16 protein-coding genes are annotated in these 18,717 nt (G+C 62.8%); 12 read left to right on the top strand and 4 right to left on the bottom strand.

Annotated features, from left to right (window positions below; translation table 11 throughout):
* Positions 1-2 precede the first annotated feature (2 nt).
* Both SB772_RS03780 and SB772_RS03775 read right to left on the bottom strand, forming a co-directional pair.
* Positions 3-998: a GlxA family transcriptional regulator gene (locus tag SB772_RS03780; RefSeq protein ID WP_410831947.1), complete on the bottom strand. Its 996-nt coding sequence runs from the start codon at positions 996-998 to the stop codon at positions 3-5.
* Between the two features lie 143 nt (positions 999-1,141).
* Positions 1,142-1,429: a hypothetical protein gene (locus SB772_RS03775; RefSeq protein WP_410831946.1), complete on the bottom strand. Its 288-nt coding sequence runs from the start codon at positions 1,427-1,429 to the stop codon at positions 1,142-1,144.
* Here SB772_RS03775 and SB772_RS03770 point away from each other — a divergent pair.
* The 10 genes from SB772_RS03770 (at position 1,428) to SB772_RS03725 (ending at position 13,937) form a co-directional block, all read left to right on the top strand.
* Entirely contained in the window at positions 1,428-2,702 is a 1,275-nt protein-coding gene (locus SB772_RS03770; protein WP_410831945.1) for a serine hydroxymethyltransferase, read from the top strand. The two genes, SB772_RS03775 and SB772_RS03770, sit on opposite strands and share 2 nt — an antisense overlap.
* 18 nt (positions 2,703-2,720) lie before the next feature.
* Entirely contained in the window at positions 2,721-3,692 is a 972-nt protein-coding gene (locus SB772_RS03765; protein ID WP_410831944.1) for a dipeptidase, read from the top strand.
* Between the two features lie 47 nt (positions 3,693-3,739).
* Positions 3,740-4,276, top strand: coding sequence for a DUF5943 domain-containing protein (locus tag SB772_RS03760; protein WP_410831943.1), 537 nt, complete (start codon positions 3,740-3,742; stop codon positions 4,274-4,276).
* Between the two features lie 96 nt (positions 4,277-4,372).
* A complete protein-coding gene (locus tag SB772_RS03755; protein ID WP_410831942.1) occupies positions 4,373-6,436 on the top strand; it encodes an FAD-dependent oxidoreductase in 2,064 nt (687 codons plus the stop codon).
* Positions 6,437-6,438: 2 nt separating this feature from the next.
* Positions 6,439-8,352, top strand: a complete 1,914-nt coding sequence (locus SB772_RS03750; RefSeq protein WP_410831941.1) for a (Fe-S)-binding protein — start codon at positions 6,439-6,441, stop codon at positions 8,350-8,352.
* 4 nt (positions 8,353-8,356) lie between these two features.
* Positions 8,357-9,526: an electron transfer flavoprotein subunit alpha/FixB family protein gene (locus SB772_RS03745; RefSeq protein ID WP_410831940.1), complete on the top strand. Its 1,170-nt coding sequence runs from the start codon at positions 8,357-8,359 to the stop codon at positions 9,524-9,526.
* Positions 9,523-10,308 carry an electron transfer flavoprotein subunit beta/FixA family protein gene (locus tag SB772_RS03740; protein ID WP_410831939.1) on the top strand — a complete coding sequence of 262 codons (786 nt, stop codon included), beginning with the start codon at positions 9,523-9,525 and terminating at the stop codon, positions 10,306-10,308. Before SB772_RS03745 ends, SB772_RS03740 begins: the two co-directional genes overlap by 4 nt.
* 73 nt (positions 10,309-10,381) lie before the next feature.
* Complete coding sequence (locus SB772_RS03735; protein WP_410831938.1) at positions 10,382-11,695, top strand: aromatic ring-hydroxylating oxygenase subunit alpha; 1,314 nt, start codon at positions 10,382-10,384, stop codon at positions 11,693-11,695.
* 33 nt (positions 11,696-11,728) lie between these two features.
* The gene (locus SB772_RS03730) at positions 11,729-12,946 is read left to right on the top strand and encodes an FAD-binding oxidoreductase (RefSeq protein WP_410831937.1); all 1,218 of its coding nucleotides are present in this window, start codon (positions 11,729-11,731) and stop codon (positions 12,944-12,946) included.
* 133 nt (positions 12,947-13,079) lie between these two features.
* Positions 13,080-13,937 (top strand): glycine betaine ABC transporter substrate-binding protein, encoded by an 858-nt coding sequence (locus tag SB772_RS03725; RefSeq protein WP_410831936.1) that lies wholly within the window; start codon positions 13,080-13,082, stop codon positions 13,935-13,937.
* Positions 13,938-14,024: 87 nt separating this feature from the next.
* On the opposite strand, the gene purU is transcribed toward SB772_RS03725, so the two are convergent.
* A complete protein-coding gene (gene purU / locus SB772_RS03720) occupies positions 14,025-14,900 on the bottom strand; it encodes a formyltetrahydrofolate deformylase (RefSeq protein WP_410831935.1) in 876 nt (291 codons plus the stop codon).
* Positions 14,901-15,025: 125 nt separating this feature from the next.
* Positions 15,026-15,940 (bottom strand): choline sulfate utilization transcriptional regulator, encoded by a 915-nt coding sequence (locus SB772_RS03715; protein WP_410831934.1) that lies wholly within the window; start codon positions 15,938-15,940, stop codon positions 15,026-15,028.
* A 151-nt stretch (positions 15,941-16,091) separates the two neighbouring features.
* Between SB772_RS03715 and betC the strand changes: the two genes are divergently transcribed.
* Positions 16,092-17,639 (top strand): choline-sulfatase, encoded by a 1,548-nt coding sequence (gene betC / locus SB772_RS03710; RefSeq protein ID WP_410831933.1) that lies wholly within the window; start codon positions 16,092-16,094, stop codon positions 17,637-17,639.
* 63 nt (positions 17,640-17,702) lie between these two features.
* Entirely contained in the window at positions 17,703-18,653 is a 951-nt protein-coding gene (locus tag SB772_RS03705; RefSeq protein ID WP_410831932.1) for a choline ABC transporter substrate-binding protein, read from the top strand.
* Positions 18,654-18,717: the final 64 nt, after the last annotated feature.

The raw sequence follows: 18,717 nt of genomic DNA, 5'->3' as shown, positions 1-18,717 counted from the left end.
ACTCACGCCGCCATGACAGGCGGCGCGGCGAGGGAAGGCGCCCGCTTGCGGCGCTCGCGCGTCGGCGCGGTGCCGAACGCGTCGCGATAGCTCTTCGAGAAGTGGCAGGCCGACTGGAAACCGCAGGCCATCGTGATATGCATGATCGACATGTCGGTCTGCAGCAGCAATTCGCGGGCGCGCCGCAGCCGCAACGTCAGATAGTAATGCGTCGGCGTCATGCCGAGATGCTCGCGGAACAGCCGCTGCAATTGCCGTTGCGACATGCCCGCCAGCCGTGCGAGTTCTTCGCGTGAAAGCGGCTCCTCGATATTGTTCTCCATCAGCGAGATCACTTCGAAGAGCGACTTGTTGGCCGAGCCGAGCCGCGCCACCAGCGGCATTTTCTGCTGCGCACTCGTATCGCGCACGTGTTCGACGATGAATTGCTCCGCGATCTGCGTGATACGCGCCGTGCCGACTCGCGGCGCGATCAGGTTCAGCATCATGTCGAGCGGCGCGACGCCGCCCGTGCAGGTGACGCGATCGCGATCGATCACGAACAGTTCTTTCAGAAAGCGCGTATCGGGAAACTCCTCCTTCAGCGCCGACATGTTCTCCCAGTGAATCGCACACGCGTAGCCGGCCAGCAAACCGGCGCGCGCCAGCGCATAAGTGCCGGTGCACAGGCTGCCGAGCACGCTGCCCATGCGGGCAAAGCGGCGCAACGCGGAAAGATGGGCGGGCGTGGTCGCGCGCTGCACGTCGATGCCACCGACCACGAACACGATATCGGGCACGCCGACGCATTCGACCGGGCCGGTGTCGACCGCCAGGCCGTTGCTCGCCGTCACCGGCCCGCCTTCGGGACTCACGATCGACCAGCGGTAGAGCGTCTGTCCAGACAGGTAGTTCGCCATGCGCAGCACTTCGATCGCGTTGGTAAACGCGATCATCGTGAAGTTGGGAACCGGCATGAACGCGAAGTGCGACAGCGCCGCAGTGCGATCGGTGGACATGGGGGAAATGAATCCTTCAATCTGTAATGTCGTGTCGCCGTGGGGCGCGGCGAACCCTTTGATTTTGAGGACTAGGGCAACTACCGTGCCATCGGGCTAAACCCTCGGTTGCGCTTGAGTTGCGCGTCAAACGGCTTGGATAGCTAAATAACTGGCACCAGAACGGCGCCGCAGCCGCCCGCTGACGCACCCGAACAGCGCATGAAGTTCAGCTGCAGTGCAGCAATATCATCGTCGCCGTGAACACGAAGCGCCGACTTGTGGAAAAAGGACGTGCATGGCGGAAAAGGCAAAGAACGCGTCTGAATTCGTAAATTGACGCGCGAGGCGAGCGTCAAGAATAGATGCAATGCAGACCGGTACTGGCGGGCCTTCAGGGCCGCTTCCGGCACTCCGTCAACGCCTGTTTCCTGAACCCACGGACCTTCCATGTCGAACCCGAATCCTTTCTTTGAAGAATCGCTGGCCACGCGCGATGCGTCGGTGCGCGGCGCTATTTTGAAAGAGCTGGAGCGCCAGCAGTCGCAAGTCGAATTGATCGCGTCGGAAAACATCGTGTCGCACGCGGTGCTCGAAGCGCAGGGCTCGGTGCTGACCAACAAATATGCGGAAGGGTATCCAGGCAAGCGTTACTACGGCGGCTGTGAATACGTCGACGTAATCGAAACGCTGGCGCTCGACCGGATCAAGCAGCTGTTCAACGCGAAGTTCGCCAACGTGCAGCCGCATTCGGGCGCGCAGGCGAACGGTGCGGTGATGCTCGCGCTGGTCAAGCCCGGCGATACGGTGCTCGGCATGTCGCTCGACGCGGGCGGCCACCTGACCCACGGCGCGAAGCCGGCGCTGTCGGGCAAATGGTTCAACGCGGTGCAGTACGGCGTCAATCGCGACACGATGCTGATCGATTACGAGCAGATCGAGGAACTCGCGCAGCAACACAAACCGGCGCTCCTGATCGCCGGCTTCTCGGCTTACCCGCGCGCGCTGGACTTCGCACGGCTGCGCGCGATCGCGGACGGCGTCGGCGCGAAGCTGATGGTGGATATGGCGCACATCGCCGGCGTGATTGCAGCGGGGCGCCATCAGAATCCGGTCGAACACGCGCATGTCGTCACGTCCACTACGCACAAGACCTTGCGCGGTCCGCGCGGCGGCTTTGTCCTGACGAATGACGAAGACATCGCCAAAAAGATCAATTCCGCGGTCTTCCCCGGCTTGCAGGGCGGCCCGCTGATGCATGTGATCGCCGGTAAGGCGGTCGCCTTCGGCGAGGCGCTGCAACCGGGCTTCAAGACTTACATCAACAACGTGCTCGCCAACGCGCAGGCGCTGGGCGAGGTGCTGAAGGCGGGCGGCGTCGATCTGGTCACCGGCGGCACCGACAACCATCTGCTGCTGGTCGATTTGCGTCCGAAGGGGCTCAAGGGCAATCAGGTCGAGCAGGCGCTGGAACGCGCGGGCATCACCTGCAACAAGAACGGCATTCCGTTCGACACCGAGAAGCCGACCGTCACGTCCGGCGTTCGCCTCGGCACGCCGGCGGGCACGACACGCGGCTTCGGCGTCGCCGAGTTCCGCGAGACCGGGCGGCTGATCGTCGACGTGCTCGATGCGCTGCGCGACCATCCGGAAGGCCATGCGGCAACCGAACAACGCGTGCGCCGCGAGATTTTCGCGCTGTGCGAACGCTTTCCCATCTACTGAGCACGCCTGGAGCAAACGATGAGCAACCTGCACGACAACAGCATCATCATCGACGGTCTGAACATTTCGAAGTTCGAGCGCTCGGTGTTCGAGGACATGAGGAAGGGCGGCGTAACCGCGGTGAACTGCACGGTGTCGGTCTGGGAAAGCTTCCAGAAGACGGTCGACAACATCGCCGAAATGAAGCAGCAGATTCGCGAGTACGGTGAAATCCTCACGCTGGTGCGCACCACCGATGACATTTTCCGCGCGAAGAAAGAGAACAAGACCGGCATCATCTTCGGCTTCCAGAACGCGCACGCGTTCGAGGACAACCTCGGCTATATCGAAGCGTTCAAGGACCTCGGCGTGAACGTGGTCCAGCTTTGCTACAACACGCAGAATCTGGTCGGCACCGGCTGTTATGAACGCGACGGCGGACTGTCGGGTTACGGGCGCGAAGTGATCCAGGAGATGAACCGCGTCGGCATCATGGTTGATCTGTCGCATGTGGGCGGCACGACGTCGTCCGAAGCGATTGCCGCGTCGAAAAAACCGGTGTGCTACTCGCATTGCTGCCCGTCGGGACTGAAAGAGCATCCGCGCAACAAGTCCGACGAACAACTGAAAGAGATCGCCGATGCGGGCGGTTTCGTCGGCGTGACGATGTTCGCGCCGTTCCTGAAGCGCGGCCCGGACGCGACGGTCGAAGATTACCTCGAAGCGATCGAATACGTGGTCGATCTGATCGGCGAAGACCAGGTCGGTATCGGCACGGACTTCACGCAAGGCTATAGCACCGAGTTCTTCGACTGGATCACCCACGACAAGGGCCGTTATCGCCAACTGACGAACTTCGGCAAAGTCGTGAATCCGGAAGGCATCCGTACGATCGGCGAGTTTCCGAACCTGACGGCCGCGATGGAGCGCGCCGGCTGGAGCGAGACGCGCATCAGGAAGATCATGGGCGAGAACTGGGTTCGAGTGTTCGGCGAAGTGTGGACGGTCTGATCTCCATTCGCCGATAAAACCGCCCACATATAAAACGGAGTCTCCACATGCAACCTCAACTGCCTATCGACGTCGATCCGAACACCGGCGTCTGGACCACCGACGCGCTGCCGATGCTCTACGTGCCGCGTCATTTCTTCACCAACAATCACACCGCCGTCGAAGAAGCGCTCGGCCGCGATGCGTATGCCGAGATTCTCTACAAGGCCGGCTACAAGTCCGCGTACTTCTGGTGCGACAAGGAAGCGAAGCAGCACGGCATTGCCGGCATGGCGGTGTTCGAGCATTACCTGAACCGCTTGTCGCAACGCGGCTGGGGCCTCTTCAGGATCACGGAAGCGGATCCGTCCAGCGCGCGTGCGCGCATCGAACTGCATCACTCGTCGTTCGTGCTCGCGCAGCCGGGCAAGGAAGGCAAGCTTTGCTACATGTTCGCCGGCTGGTTCGCGGGCGCGATGGACTGGGTCAACGACACCGCACCGGATGCGGTGAAGAAGGGGCCGCCGTCCTGGTCGAAGGAAGCGCAATGCGCGGCTGAAGGCCACGATCACTGCGTATTCGAAGTGTCGCCGCTCGCGTCGTAATGGCGCACTAATCCGCCCACGAAAGCGCCCACCAAGCGCCCACGAAAACGCGCCCGGCACAGCGCAATAAGCCTATCCATTCCGAGGTCGATCGCGATGCGTTACCCGAACCTTTTCAAGCCTCTCACGCTGAACCAGTTGACCTTGCGCAACCGCATCGTCAGCACTGCGCATGCCGAGGTCTATGCGGAGCCGGGCGGTTTGCCGGGCGACCGTTATATCCGTTACTACGAGGAAAAGGCGAAGGGCGGCGTCGGCCTCGCCGTGTGCGGCGGGTCGAGCCCGGTTTCGATCGACAGTCCGCAAGGCTGGTGGAAGTCGGTGAACCTCTCGACCGACAAGGTCATCGATCCGCTCGCGCGCCTCGCCGAAGCGATGCACCGGCACGGCGCGAAGATCATGATTCAGGCCACCCACATGGGCCGCCGCTCGGCATTTCACGGCGAACATTGGCCGCATCTGATGTCGCCGTCCGGCGTGCGCGAGCCGGTGCACCGCGGCAACGCCAAGATCATCGAAGTGGAAGAGATTCGCCGCATTATCAGCGACTTCGCGGCGGCCGCGAAACGCGTGAAGGATGCCGGCATGGACGGCGTCGAAATCTCGGCGGCGCACCAGCATCTGATCGACCAGTTCTGGAGCCCGCGCACGAATTTCCGTACCGACGAATGGGGCGGCTCGCTCGAAAACCGGCTGCGTTTCGGCACTGAAGTATTGAAGGCGGTGCGCGAAGCTGTAGGTGCCGATTTCTGCGTCGGACTGCGCATGTGCGGCGACGAATTCCATGAAGACGGCCTCGACCACGAACAACTGAAAGAGATCGCCCAGGCCATGGCGGAGTCGGGCCTGATCGATTACGTCGGCGTGATCGGGTCGGGCGCGGACACGCACAATACCCTGGCGAACTGCATGCCGCCGATGGCGCTGCCGCCCGAGCCGTTCGTGCATCTCGCAGCCGGCATCAAGTCGGTGGTGAAGCTGCCGGTGATGCACGCGCAAAGCATCCGCGATGCAGGGCAGGCCGAGCGGCTGCTGGCGAGCGGCATGGTCGATCTGGTGGGCATGACGCGCGCGCAGATTGCCGATCCGCACATGGTGATCAAGATTCGCGACGGCCGGGAAGACGAGATCAAGCAGTGCGTCGGCGCGAACTATTGCATCGACCGGCAGTACAACGGGCTCGACGTGCTGTGCGTGCAGAACGCGGCGACTTCGCGTGAAGCAACCATGCCGCACGTGATCGCGAAGACGCGCGGGCCGAAGCGCAAGGTGGTCGTGGTCGGCGCGGGTCCGGCCGGACTCGAGGCGGCGCGCGTCGCGAAGTCGCGCGGTCACGACGTGGTGCTGTTCGAGAAGAACGATTACGTCGGCGGGCAGATCATGCTGGCCGCGAAAGCGCCGCAGCGCGAACAGATGGCGGGCATCGTGCGCTGGTTCGACATGGAGACGAAGCGGCTTGGTGTCGACCGCCGCCTTGGCGTTGCCGCGGACGAAAAAACCATCATGGCGGAGAAGCCGGACATCGTCGTGCTGGCCACAGGCGGCTCGTCGTTCACGTCGCAAGTGGCCGCGTGGGGCGTCGAGCAGGGACTCGCGGTGAGTTCGTGGGACGTGCTGTCGGGCAAGGTCGAGCCGGGCAAGAACGTGCTCGTCTATGACGGCGTCAGCACGCATGCCGGCGCGGGCGTCGCGGATTTCATGTCGAGCCGCGGCTCGAACGTCGAGATCGTGACGCCGGACGTGAAGGTGGCCGACGACGTCGGCGGCACCACATTCCCGATTTTCTATCGCCGCCTCTATGCACAAGGCGTGATCCACACGCCGAACTACTGGCTCGACAAGGTGTATGAGGAAGACGGCAAGAAGATCGCCGTGATCCGCAACGAGTACACCGAGGAGCAGGAAGAACGCGCGGTCGATCAGGTGGTGATCGAAAACGGCAGCACGCCGAACGACGCGTTGTACTGGGCGCTCAAGCCGGAGTCCGTGAATCGCGGCCAGGTCGACGTGCATAAGCTGTTCGCGTCGGAGCCGCAGCCCTCGTTGAGCGAGGAACCCGGCAACGGCCGCTTCCTGCTGTTCCGCGTCGGCGACTGCATTTCGATGCACAACATTCACGGCGCGATCTACGACGCGCTGCGCCTTTGCAAGGATTTCTGACGATGAGCCCCGTGTTTGTCATCACTGTCCTGCTGTGGGTTTCGGTGGCCGGCCTGGCGTTCGCACTCGCAAAACGCGCGGCTTACTGGCGCGAAGGCCGCGCCACGGCGGCGGGCGCCTATGGCTGGACCAACCTTCTCGCGATTCCCAAGCGCTATTTCGTCGACCTGCATCATGTCGTCGCGCGCGATCCGTACATCGCGAAGACGCACGTCGCGACCGCGGGCGGCGCGATTCTCGCGATGGCGCTGGTGTTCGTCAACTACGGTCTGGCGATCTACTCGCCGTGGCTCGACAAGCTGATCTTTCTGGCTGCGCTCGTGATGCTGGTCGGCGCGGTGTTCGTCTGGCGCCGGCGGCATGGCGCGAAGGCGGTGCCGGCGCGGCTCTCGCGCGGGCCTTGGGATCATCTGCCGCTGCTGCTGGGTTCGTTCGCGCTCGGCCTGGTGCTGTTTATCGCGTTGCCCGCCGCCGCGATGTCCGGGGCGCTTGCGATCATCGTCGCGTTGCTGATCGCCGCGGGTGCTTTCACGATGACGTTCGGCGCAGCGCGCGGCGGCCCGATGAAGCATGCGCTCGCCGGCTTGTTGCACCTCGCGTTTCATCCGCGTCAGGAGCGCTTTGCCGAGCGCAACGACCACGACGTCGTGCCGCCGACCGCATTGAAGGCGCCGCTGCTCGACGCGAAGGAATACGGCGTTGGCAAGCCGGTCGAGTTTCGCTGGAACCAGTTGCTGAGCTTCGACGCCTGCGTGCAGTGCGGCAAGTGCGAAGCGGCGTGTCCCGCGTTCGCCGCCGGCCAGCCGCTCAACCCGAAGAAGCTGATTCAGGATCTCGTCACCGGCATGGTGGGCGGCACGGACGCCGAATATGCGGGCAGCCCGACGCCCGGCATTCCGGTCGGCCAGCACAGCGGTGCGCCGGGCAAGCCGCTGATCTCGAGCCTGATCGAAGCGGATACGCTGTGGTCCTGCACGACCTGCCGCGCCTGCGTGCAGGAGTGCCCGATGCTGATCGAGCATGTGGATGCGATCGTCGACATGCGGCGCAATCAGACTTTGGTCGAAGGCAGCGTGCCAGGCAAAGGCCCGATCACGCTGGCGAATCTGCGCGAGACCGGCAGCGCGAACGGCTATGACATCGGCGCGCGTTACGACTGGGCCGTCGATTTGCAGGTGCAGGTGGCACAGCCGGGGCGGCCGGTCGACGTGCTGCTGATCGCCGGCGAAGGCGCGTTCGACATGCGCTATCAGCGCACGCTGCGCGCTCTGGTCAAGGTGCTGAATCGCGCGGGCATCGACTACGCGGTGCTCGGCGGCGTCGAAACCGATACCGGCGACACGGCGCGGCGTCTCGGCGACGAAGCGACGTTCCAGCAACTCGCCACCAAGCTGATCGGCACGCTTTCGCAGTACGCGTTCCGCAAGATCGTCACCGCCGACCCGCACGTGCTGCACAGCCTGCGCAACGAATACCGCGCGCTCGGCGGTTTCTACGAGGTGCAGCATCACACGGCGCTGATCGAAGAACTGGTCGCGAGCGGCAAGCTGTCGCCGCGCGCGGTCGCCGCATTCGCGGACCGCAAGATCACCTATCACGATCCGTGCTATCTGGGCCGCTATAACGGCGAGACGGAAGCACCGCGGCGCTTGCTGAAAACCATCGGCATCAAGGTGGTCGAGATGGAACGCAACGGCATGCGTGGACGTTGCTGCGGTGGCGGCGGCGGTGCGCCGTTGACCGACATTCCCGGCAAGAAACGCATTCCCGATATCCGCATCGCCGACGCGCGCGCGGTCGGCGCCGAGATCGTCGCGGTGGGCTGCCCCAACTGCACGGCGATGCTCGAAGGTGTGGTCGGCCCGCGTCCGGAAGTGCTCGACGTCGCCGAACTGGTCGCTGCTGCGCTGGAGTAACGCGATGAATAACCTCAAACGAATCGATCCGCGCCGGCCGTTCACGATCACGGCGGATGGGCTCAAGCGCATTACGCTCGGCGTGACGGGTGCAGCCGGCTCGATGGAATTTTCGATCGCGGGCGCTGCGCATCGCGCCCAGGTGAAGCCGCGCCGCACGACGGCCGCGCCGCAACGCGTGCTGTTGGTCGCCGCGCACGCCGAGCGCGGCGCGCTGGACGACCACGCGCGCCAGACCTTGGCCGCCGCCGCGCTGATCGCGGATGCGCAGAGCGAAGTCGTGCTGCTCGTATTCGGCGAATTCGGCGACGATGCCGCCGCGCTCGGCGCTGACAAGCTGATCGAGTTGCCGATGTTCGACCGTCGTACGTTCTCGCCGGTCGACGAATTGAACGCACTGGCCGCGTGCATCGCGGCGTATGCACCCGTGCACGTTTTCCTGCCCGACAACGCAACCGGCGACGGCGATCTTGGCCGCCGTTACGCCGCTGCTGTGAACGCGAGCGTCGCGACGCATGTCGTCGAGATCGATGCGACGCACGTCGCGACGTATATCCGGACCAATTCGGCATTCGCGGCGCGCGCGCTGCCGGAGGTCGTTCTGCTCGCGCCGAACGCCGTCGATCCAAAATTGCCGTTTGTCGGCGCGGGTGAGCGGGTCGTGTGGCGCTTCGATGGCGAGCCTGTTGCGTCCAAAGGTTCCATTCGCGACCTCGGCATCGAGGAAATCGATGCCGCTCAGCTTGCACTGGAAGAAGCGGATTTCATCGTATCGGCGGGTAACGGCGTGAGCGACGTCGCCGCGTTCGAGCGTCTGGCGGCCACCCTGGGTGCCGCGATCGGTGCGAGCCGCGTCGCCGTGGACGACGGCAAATTCACCCGCGACAAGCAGATCGGTGCGACCGGCAAGACCGTCGAAGCCAGCGTCTATATCGCCTTCGGCATTTCTGGCGCGGTCCAGCATTTGCAAGGCATCAAGGATTGCCGGCACGTGATCGCCGTGAATCTCGACGCCAGTGCGCCGATCGCCAAACGCGCCAATCTGACCGTCATCGCCGATGCGCAGGAAACCATTGCGGCGCTGAACGATGCCGCGGCGGCCGCGCGCAGTGCGCGCGGAACCGGCGCCACGCTATTGAAGTCCCCGGCTGCCGCGGAAGGAGCCCTCGCATGAAGATCGCCGTACTGGTTTCCGTGGGCCGTCATCCGGTCAGCGGCACCGCGCGCTACAGCCGTAACGATGCCGCCGCGCTGACGATCGCGCTCTCGCTCGCAACAGCGCACGGCGCGACGCTCGATGTGTTGCATGCGGGCGATCCGTCGAATCCCGCGCTGCAGGAGTATCTCGCGCTCGGCGCGCGCTGTGTCGAAGTGCTCGACGTGCGCGATGTGCCTTCAACGCCTGATTTGCAGGGCGATGCGGTAGTGCCGCTTGCCGCGCGTCTGCAAGGCTACGATCTCGTGCTGACCGGCACCCGTGCCGAGGGCGCGTTCGATAGCGGCATGTTGCCGTACCGGCTCGCTAGCACGCTCGACATTCCGCTTGTCGGCGCTGCGGTCGATCTGACGATCCGCGACGGTAGCGCGGAAGTTCGGCAATTCATGCCGAAGGGCTTGCGCCGGCGCGTCGAGGCCAAGCTGCCCGCGCTGGTCGCCGTGCATCCGCTGGCGAACGCCGCGCCCAGCTACGCATATGCACGGCTGCGCGAAGGCACGATCCGCCCGGTCGCAACACAAGCCGGCGGCAACGCCGACGACCTCGCCTGGACGACCCGTCCCGCGACTGCCAAACCGGTGCGCCTCGCCGCCGCCGAAAAGCGTTCCGGGCACGCCCGCATGCTGTCGGCGACAACAACCGAAAGCCGCGGCGGCAGCGTCGTAATTGAAGGGAGTTCCGTCGAAAAAGCACAAGTGATTCTCGCGTATTTGCGCGAGCATCAACTCGTGGATTACTGATTTCCGGTTCAGGCGAGCATGCGACCAGGAGGGCCTGGCGCGGCGCCAGATGTGACATGCAACGGAGCACACCATGAAAGTTTCCGCAGACGTTCGCGCAATGATCGAACGCCGCAAAAAGAACTACACGCTGGAAGCGCCTTTCTATACGAGCGAGGAAATTTTCGCGCTCGACATGGACGCGATCTTCCGGCAACACTGGATTCAGGTCGCCGTCGAACCGGACGTGCCGGAGCCCGGCGACTACATCACAGTGGAAATCGGCCACGATTCAATTTTGATCGTGCGCGACGACGACATGCAGGTGAGGGCGTTCCATAACGTCTGCCGCCATCGCGGCTCGCGGCTGTGCAATACGGATAAAGGCTCGCTCGGCAATATCGTCTGCCCGTATCACAGTTGGACCTACAACCTGAGCGGCGACCTGATGTTCGCCGAGCACATGGGCGACCAGTTCGACCGCTGCAAACATAGTCTGAAGACTGTCCACGTCGAGAATCTCGCCGGGTTGATCTTCATCTGTCTGGCGGACAATCCACCCGCCGACTTCGCCGTCGTGCGCGCGGCAATGGAGCCGTATCTGCTGCCGCACGATCTGGCGGGCTGCAAGGTCGCTGCGTCGATCGACATCATCGAGGAAGGCAACTGGAAGCTCACGATGGAGAACAATCGCGAGTGCTATCACTGCGTCGCGAACCATCCCGAGCTGACGGTTTCCCTCTATGAATACGGCTTCGGCTATCAACGCACGCCGGACAACGAAGAAGGCATGGCCGCATTCGAAGCGACCGTCGCGCGCCGTACTGCGCAATGGGAGGCGATGAAGCTGCCGTCCGCGGAGATCGAACGGCTTGCCGACCTCGTCACCGGTTTCCGCACGCAACGCTTGCCGCTCGATCGGGACGGCGAATCGCAGACGCTGGATGCGCGCGTCGCGTCGAAGAAACTGCTCGGCGGCTTCGAGCAGGCCGATCTCGGCGGCTTGTCGTTCTGGACGCAGCCGAATTCGTGGCATCACTTCATGAGCGACCACATCGTGAGTTTCTCGGTGATTCCGCTCTCCGCGGGTAAAACGCTGGTGCGCACCAAGTGGCTCGTGCACAAGGACGCACGGGAAGGCGTCGATTACGACGTGAACAATCTCACGGCCGTGTGGCGCGCGACGAACGACCAGGACCGCGCGCTCGTCGAGTACTCGCAACGCGGCGCGACCAGCAGCGCCTATGAGCCGGGTCCGTATTCGCCGTTCACCGAAGGGCTTGTCGAGAAATTCTGCGAGTGGTACATCGGCCGCATGGCGGATTACAGCAATGCACCCCAAACAACAGATGCCGGCGATGTTGCGCCGGCTGCGCACGGCGAAAAAGTCGTGTCCTTCAAGCGCTGAGCGCGACGCCGCAACCAGGAGCGGGAGAAAATAATGATGCGCGATCAGGCGACGTTTCAGCTCAGCCCGGAGCCGGTGCCCAACCGCGTTACCCAGCCGCGGTTCTGGGAGACGCTGCCCGCGCGCTGGAACAGCGATACCGACGACACGCTGGTGTGCTGCCAGGTCCGTCAGGAAACGCACGACGTCAAAAGCTTTTTCTTTCGTGCGCCGTCCGAACGGGCGTTTGTCTTTGAGCCCGGTCAGTTCATTACGCTGGAACTCGACATCGATGGCGAGGCGGTGAATCGCTGCTACACGATCTCGTCGCCGCCGACGCGCCCGCACACCATTTCGATCACCGTCAAGCGGGTGCCGGGCGGCAAGGTGTCGAACTGGCTGCACGACAATCTGCACGCCGGTGCGCAGGTTCGCGTGCTCGGGCCATCCGGTGAATTCACCTGCGCACGGCACCCGGCGCGCAAGTTCCTGTTCCTCTCAGCCGGTTCGGGCATCACGCCGCTGATGTCGATGAGCCGCGCGCATCACGAACTCGGCGAGGATAGCGACATCGTGTTCGTGCACAGCGCGCGTACGCCGGACGACATCATCTTCGCGCGCGAGCTGGATCTGATCGCGTCGAATCAGGCCAATTTCCGCACGGCGTTCGTGTGTGAACGGCTCGGTGCGCGCACCAACTGGCCAGGCGTAACGGGCTTTCTGACGTTGCCGCTGCTGAAGCTCATCGCACCGGATTTTCTGGATCGCGAGATTTTCACTTGCGGGCCCGCGCCGTACATGCAGGCGGTGCGCAATCTGCTCGATGAGGGCGGCTTCGATCGCCGCCACTATCACGAAGAAAGTTTTTCATTCGAGACAGTCGGCGAAGTGGCAACACAGTTGACGACCGTGCTCGTCGCAGACGCGTTGCAGACCGCGGATGTGGAGCGTTTTGCGGATGCACGTGAACAGGCGCCGGGTTTCGCGCCGGCTCCAGTCGAGACGGAAACGAAATTCAAGGTGAGCTTCGCGAAGAGCAATCGCGAGATCGAATGCGGCAGCGGGCAGCACGTGCTCGACGCCGCCAAAAAATCTGGCGTGCGGCTGCCGGCGTCTTGCACGCAAGGCATGTGCGGCACCTGCAAGGTCAAACTCGTATCCGGCGAAGTCGCTATGAAACACGCGGGCGGGATTCGCCAGCGCGAGATCGACCAGGGGATGGTGCTGCTGTGTTGCAGCAAGCCGCTGAGCGATCTGGTGGTGGATAAATAAGACAATAAAACGAGTGCGGGGAGCGAAGTCGCGTCCTGACAACTCGATGTCGGAAATGAACGTTACCCGGTAATTCTGGCTAGCGATTCTTAATGCTTAATGGGTAGTTTGGATGGCGAACGGGAGAGCGACGATGAGACTGATCAGGAAGGTATTGGTATTGAGCGCGTTGGGCGCAGCGCTGGCTGCAACCAGCGCGGGTGTGTCGGCCGATGCGAAGCCGACCATCAAGATCGGCTATGTGGAAGGCTGGGACGACAGCGTCGCGACCTCGAACGTGGCCGCGCGCGTGATCGAGAAGCGGCTCGGCTACCAGGTGCAACTTGTGCCGGTCGCGGCCGGTGTGATGTGGCAGGGCGTGGCGCGCGGCGACCTCGACGCGACGTTGTCCGCGTGGCTGCCGATCACGCACGGCGCGTACTGGAATAATTTCAAGGACAAGGTCGTCGACCTCGGCCCGAACTTCAACGATGCGAAGATCGGTTTGATCGTGCCTGAGAACGCCGACGTGAAGACGGTCGGCGATCTGGAAGCGAAGAAGGCGGAGTTCGGCTCGCGCATCGTCGGTATCGATGCCGGCGCGGGCGTGATGCAGAAGACCAGCGAGGCGATCAAGGCCTACAACCTGAATTATCAGTTGATGCCGAGTTCGGGCAGCGCAATGACCGCGGAACTGGCGCGCTCGGAAGCGGCGAGCAAGCCGATCATCGTGACCGGCTGGAAGCCGCATTGGATGTTCGCGAAGTACAAGCTCAAGTTCCTCGACGATCCGAAGAAAGTGTTCGGCGAATCGGAGCACGTGGATAGCGTCGTGAATCCGGATCTCGAGAAGAAGGCGCCGACGGTGGTTGCGTTCCTCAAGAAGTTCCAGTGGAAACCGGGCGAGATCGACAGCGTGATGCTGGCCACGCAGAACGGCGAGAAGCCGACTGCTGCTGCCGATGCGTGGATTGGTGCGCATGCGGATCGTGTGGATAGCTGGGTGAAGTGACGCCGAGGTGATGCGATTGATTGCCGAATGAGTTGCCGCTTTGGAGCGGCAACACTTCTAAAAACGCCGCTAAATAGCGGCGTTTTTTTATTGCAGCACGACAGTTCGATCGCCATTGATGAACACCCGCCGCTCGATGAATGCCTTCACTGCGCGCGCGAGCGTGATGCACTCCACGTCGCGCCCCGTCGCGAGCAAGCGTTCCGGGCTGTACGAGTGATCGACTCGCTCCACCACCTGTTCGATGATCGGGCCTTCATCGAGATCGTCGGTGACGAAATGCGCGGTCGCGCCGATCAGTTTCACGCCGCGCGCATGCGCCTGATGATACGGTTTCGCGCCCTTGAAGCCGGGCAGAAACGAATGGTGAATATTGATCGCACGTGCCGCGAGCGCGCGGCTCGTTTCGCCGGAAAGAATCTGCATGTAGCGCGCGAGGATCATCAGTTCCGCGCCCGAAGTCTCGAACAGATCGAGCAGACGCGCCTCCTGCTGCGGTTTCGTGTCGGCGCTGATCGGCAGATGATGGAACGGCAAGCCGTGCTGCTGCGCGAGCGGTTCGAAGTCGCGATGATTCGAGCCGATGCCGACGATATCCATTTTCAGTTCGCCCATGCGCCAGCGGAACAGCAGATCGGCAAGACAGTGTTCCAGCTTCGATACCATGATCAGCACCTTGGGACGCGTGCCGACGTCGTGCATCGCCCATGTCATCTGAAAGCGTTCGGCGATCGGTTCGAACTCGCGCTGTAGCGCACCGACGTGCAGCGGCTCATCACGCTCGACGCCATGAAACACGCAACGCACGAAGAAGCGCTCGCTGAGGTCGTCGTCGAACACGGTCAGTTCGTCGATATAGCAATGGTGCCGGTCGAGAAAGCCGACGACGGCGGCGACCTGGCCCGCCGCGCTCGGACACGCGACGGTGAGAACCAGTTGATCGGGACGGGAATCGGCGGACATGCGCTCTCCACTTAGGCGATAGGGCAACGCCGCGGGGCGCGGCATGCATCGTCGAAGTAGAGCAAATCAGCGATACCCACGGATAGAAGCTAACCGCCGTCGCGCTGGAATGGGAGCGTCAGCGGCTACTCGGCATCGAGCCCGCACTCGCCCAGCAGCCATTGGCGGAATGCGTTGATCGCGGGTGTAGCCGCGCGCTGCGTGACGAGCAGATAGCCGCGTTCGGTGACGACCGGCGTATCGAACAGTTCGACGAGTTGCCCAGTCGCGAGAAGTTCGTCAACTAACGGTGCCCATCCGAGCGCGACACCCTGGCCCATGATTGCCGCATGCGCCACCAGCGTAAAGCTGTTGAACGTGATGCTGCGATGCGCGGCCGGCGCGTCGAGACCCTGCGCGGCGAACCAGTCGGCCCACGACAGCCAACGTGCCGGATGGGTCGGTTCGAGATGCAGCAGCGGCAGCCTTGTCAGATCGGACGGCGAGCGCAACTGTGGATGTGCGGCGAGAAAAGCCGGACTGCACACCGGCGTGACGCGCTCCGGGAACAGTTTGACTGCGCCGCGGGCGGTCCAGTCCGCATCTTCATCGCCGAAAGCGATCGCAATGTCCGCCTGATTGTGCGATGGATCGAACACGTTCTGCGACGTGATGATCTTGACGTCGACGTCCGGCATCAGCGCCTTGAATTGCGACAGGCGCGGCATTAGCCAGTAGGTCGCGAAGCCGAAGTCGGTGCACAGCGTGAGCGTTTGCGGCGTGTGCCGTGCGCGGATCCCGGCGGTGGCGAGGCGAATCGTGTCGAGCGCGTTACGAACTGCTTCGAAAAGGCGCACGCCGTCTTCCGTCAGCGTGACGCCGCGGTGGCCGCGCTCGAATAGCGGCGCGCCGAGCGCTTCTTCGAGCTGCACGACGCGCTGACTGACCGCCGGCTGTGTCGAGCCCAGTTCGCGCGCGGCCGCTGTGAAGCTGGCCAGGCGCGCTGCCGATTCGAACATCGTCAACGCCTGCATCGGCGGCAAGCGATCCTGCCTCGACATAATCCCCCCTTATAGGCACATAACGATTTGCTGTCTTCACAGCGGCGAATTGGACGGCAATAGTAGTGCGCATGCCGGGACCGCACTCACGTCCCGCTACTTGCTTCAACACTTGCACCGACACTTGCGATTCTATTCGAGGCGCGCTCCAATGCTTGACACGAAACCGAATATCCTTATTCTGATGGCCGATCAGATGACGCCGTTCGCGCTTGCCGCATACGGGCATAGTCTGACGAAAACCCCCAATCTGGACCGGCTGGCGAAGCAGGGCGTCGTGTTCGAATCGGCGTACTGCGCGAGTCCTTTGTGCGCGCCGTCGCGCTTTTCTTTTTTGTCCGGCAAGCTGCCGTCCGCAATCGGCGCCTATGACAACGCAGCAGAATTTCCGTCGCAAACGCTGACGTTCGCGCATTATCTCCGCGCGCAAGGGTATCGCACGATTCTCTCAGGCAAGATGCATTTTTGCGGCGCCGATCAGTTGCACGGTTTCGAGGAGCGCCTGACCACCGACATCTATCCCGCCGATTTCGGCTGGACACCCGACTGGGACAATTTCGAGACGCGTCCGACGTGGTATCACAACATGAGTTCGGTGATCGACGCCGGTCCCTGCTTGCGCACGAACCAGCTCGACTTCGACGATGAAGTCACGTTCACCACGCGTCAGAAGCTCTTCGATATCGCGCGTGAGCGTCATGCAGGTAAAGATGCACGGCCGTTCTGCATGGTTGCCTCGCTGACGCATCCGCACGACCCGTACGCGATTCCGCAAAAATACTGGGACATGTACCGCGACGAAGACATCGACATGCCCATGCATCGCGATTCGTTCGATGAAGCCGATCCCCATTCCAAGCGCCTGCGCCATGTATGCGAAACCGACCGCACGCCGCCGACCGTCCAGCAGATCCGCAATGCGCGCCGCGCTTACTACGGCGCGATCTCGTACGTCGACGACCAGTTCGGTGCGATCCTCGAAGCGCTCGATCAATCGGGGCTCGCGCAGGACACGATGATCGTGGTGACGTCCGATCATGGCGAGATGCTCGGCGAGCGTGGCCTCTGGTACAAGATGACGTTTTTCGAAGGCGGCTGCCGCGTGCCGCTGATCGTGCATGCGCCCAGGAAGTTCGACGCGCATCGCGTGAGCGAGTCGGTGTCGCATCTCGATCTGCTGCCTACGCTCGTGGAGCTGGCGCGCGGCGAACGGCCCGCCGCATGGCCCGATCCGCTCGACGGCCAAAGCCTCGTGCCGCATCTGCTCGGCGCACATGGCATACATGGTGGCCATGACGAAGCGATCGGCGAATATCTGGGCGAGGGCGCCATCGCGCCGATTGTGATGCTGCGGCGTGGCCGCTTCAAGTTCATTCACACGCCGGCCGATCCGGACCAGCTGTACGACGTCACTGCCGATCCGCTGGAACGCGAGAACCTCGCTGCGCACGCGGAGTACGCATCGCAAGTCGCGGCGTTTCGCGCCGAGATCGCCCGGCGCTGGAATCTCACCGTGCTGCACAACGACGTGCTGAGCAGCCAGCGGCGTCGCCGTTTTCATTTCGAGGCCACGACACAAGGCACGGTCGCGTCATGGGACTGGCAACCGCATGTCGATGCAAGCCAGCGTTATATGCGCAATCACATCGACCTCGATACGCTCGAAGCGATGGCGCGTTTCCCGGCCGTGGTTCGTTAGTGCGTATGTCAGTGCGTTCGTAAGCGATTCATCTCACTCTCATCTCACCCTCAGGAAGCCGACATGAAAAAACTCTTCAAACAGGCGGTATCCAGCGTCGTGCTGCTATGCGCGGCGACCACGTTCGCGTCGGCGGCCGAGCCGCAATCGTGCACCCAGGTCAACATGGCCGGGCCCGGCTGGACCGACATCGATGCGACCAATGCGATGACCGGCGTTCTGCTGAAGGCGCTCGGATACCGGCAGAACGTGGCGAACCTGTCGGTGCCGATTACTTATCAGGGTTTGAAGAAAGGGCAGATCGACGTGTTTCTCGGCAACTGGATGCCCGCGCAGGCGCCAGTCGTCAAGCCGTTCGAGGACGAAAAGTCGATCGAGGTCGTGCATCCGAATCTGAGCAACGCGAAATTCACGCTCGCGGTTCCGGACTACGTGGCAGCGGCCGGCGTGCATTCGTTCGCCGATCTCGCGAAGCACGCCGACAAGTTCGACAGCAAGATCTACGGCATCGAGCCGGGCGCGCCGGCCAATCAGAACATCAAGAAGATGGTCGATGAAAAAGCGTACGGGCTCGGTAACTGGAAGCTCGTCGAGTCGAGCGAGACCGGCATGCTCACCCAGGTCGAACGTTCGGTTCGCGAGAAGAAATGGATCGTGTTCCTCGCGTGGGAGCCACATCTGATGAACACCAAATTCAAGCTGACCTATCTCGACGGCGGCGACAAGTACTTCGGCCCGAACTATGGCGGCGCCACGGTCAATACCGTTGCGCGCACGGGTTACGCCGAACAATGCCCGAACGTCGGCCGCCTGTTCCGGCAACTGACGTTCAACGTCGATCTGGAAAACGGCGTGATCACCGATGTGCTGGAAAAGAAGACCGGCGTTGACGTGGCCGCCGCCGATGCGCTCAAGCGCCACCCGGAATTATTGAAGTCATGGCTCGAAGGCGTGAACACCGCTAGTGGGGCCAATGGCCTGCAAGCCGTGCAGACTGCACTCGGCATGAAATAACAACGGCATTCCTAACCACCAGGTCGCTACTCGACAGATTTATGTCGCATCCGGTCGAATCCCC

The organism is Paraburkholderia sp. SIMBA_030, from assembly GCF_046535245.1.
In the GTDB taxonomy this organism is placed as follows: domain Bacteria; phylum Pseudomonadota; class Gammaproteobacteria; order Burkholderiales; family Burkholderiaceae; genus Paraburkholderia.
This window is presented reverse-complemented; position numbering and strand designations above follow the sequence as displayed.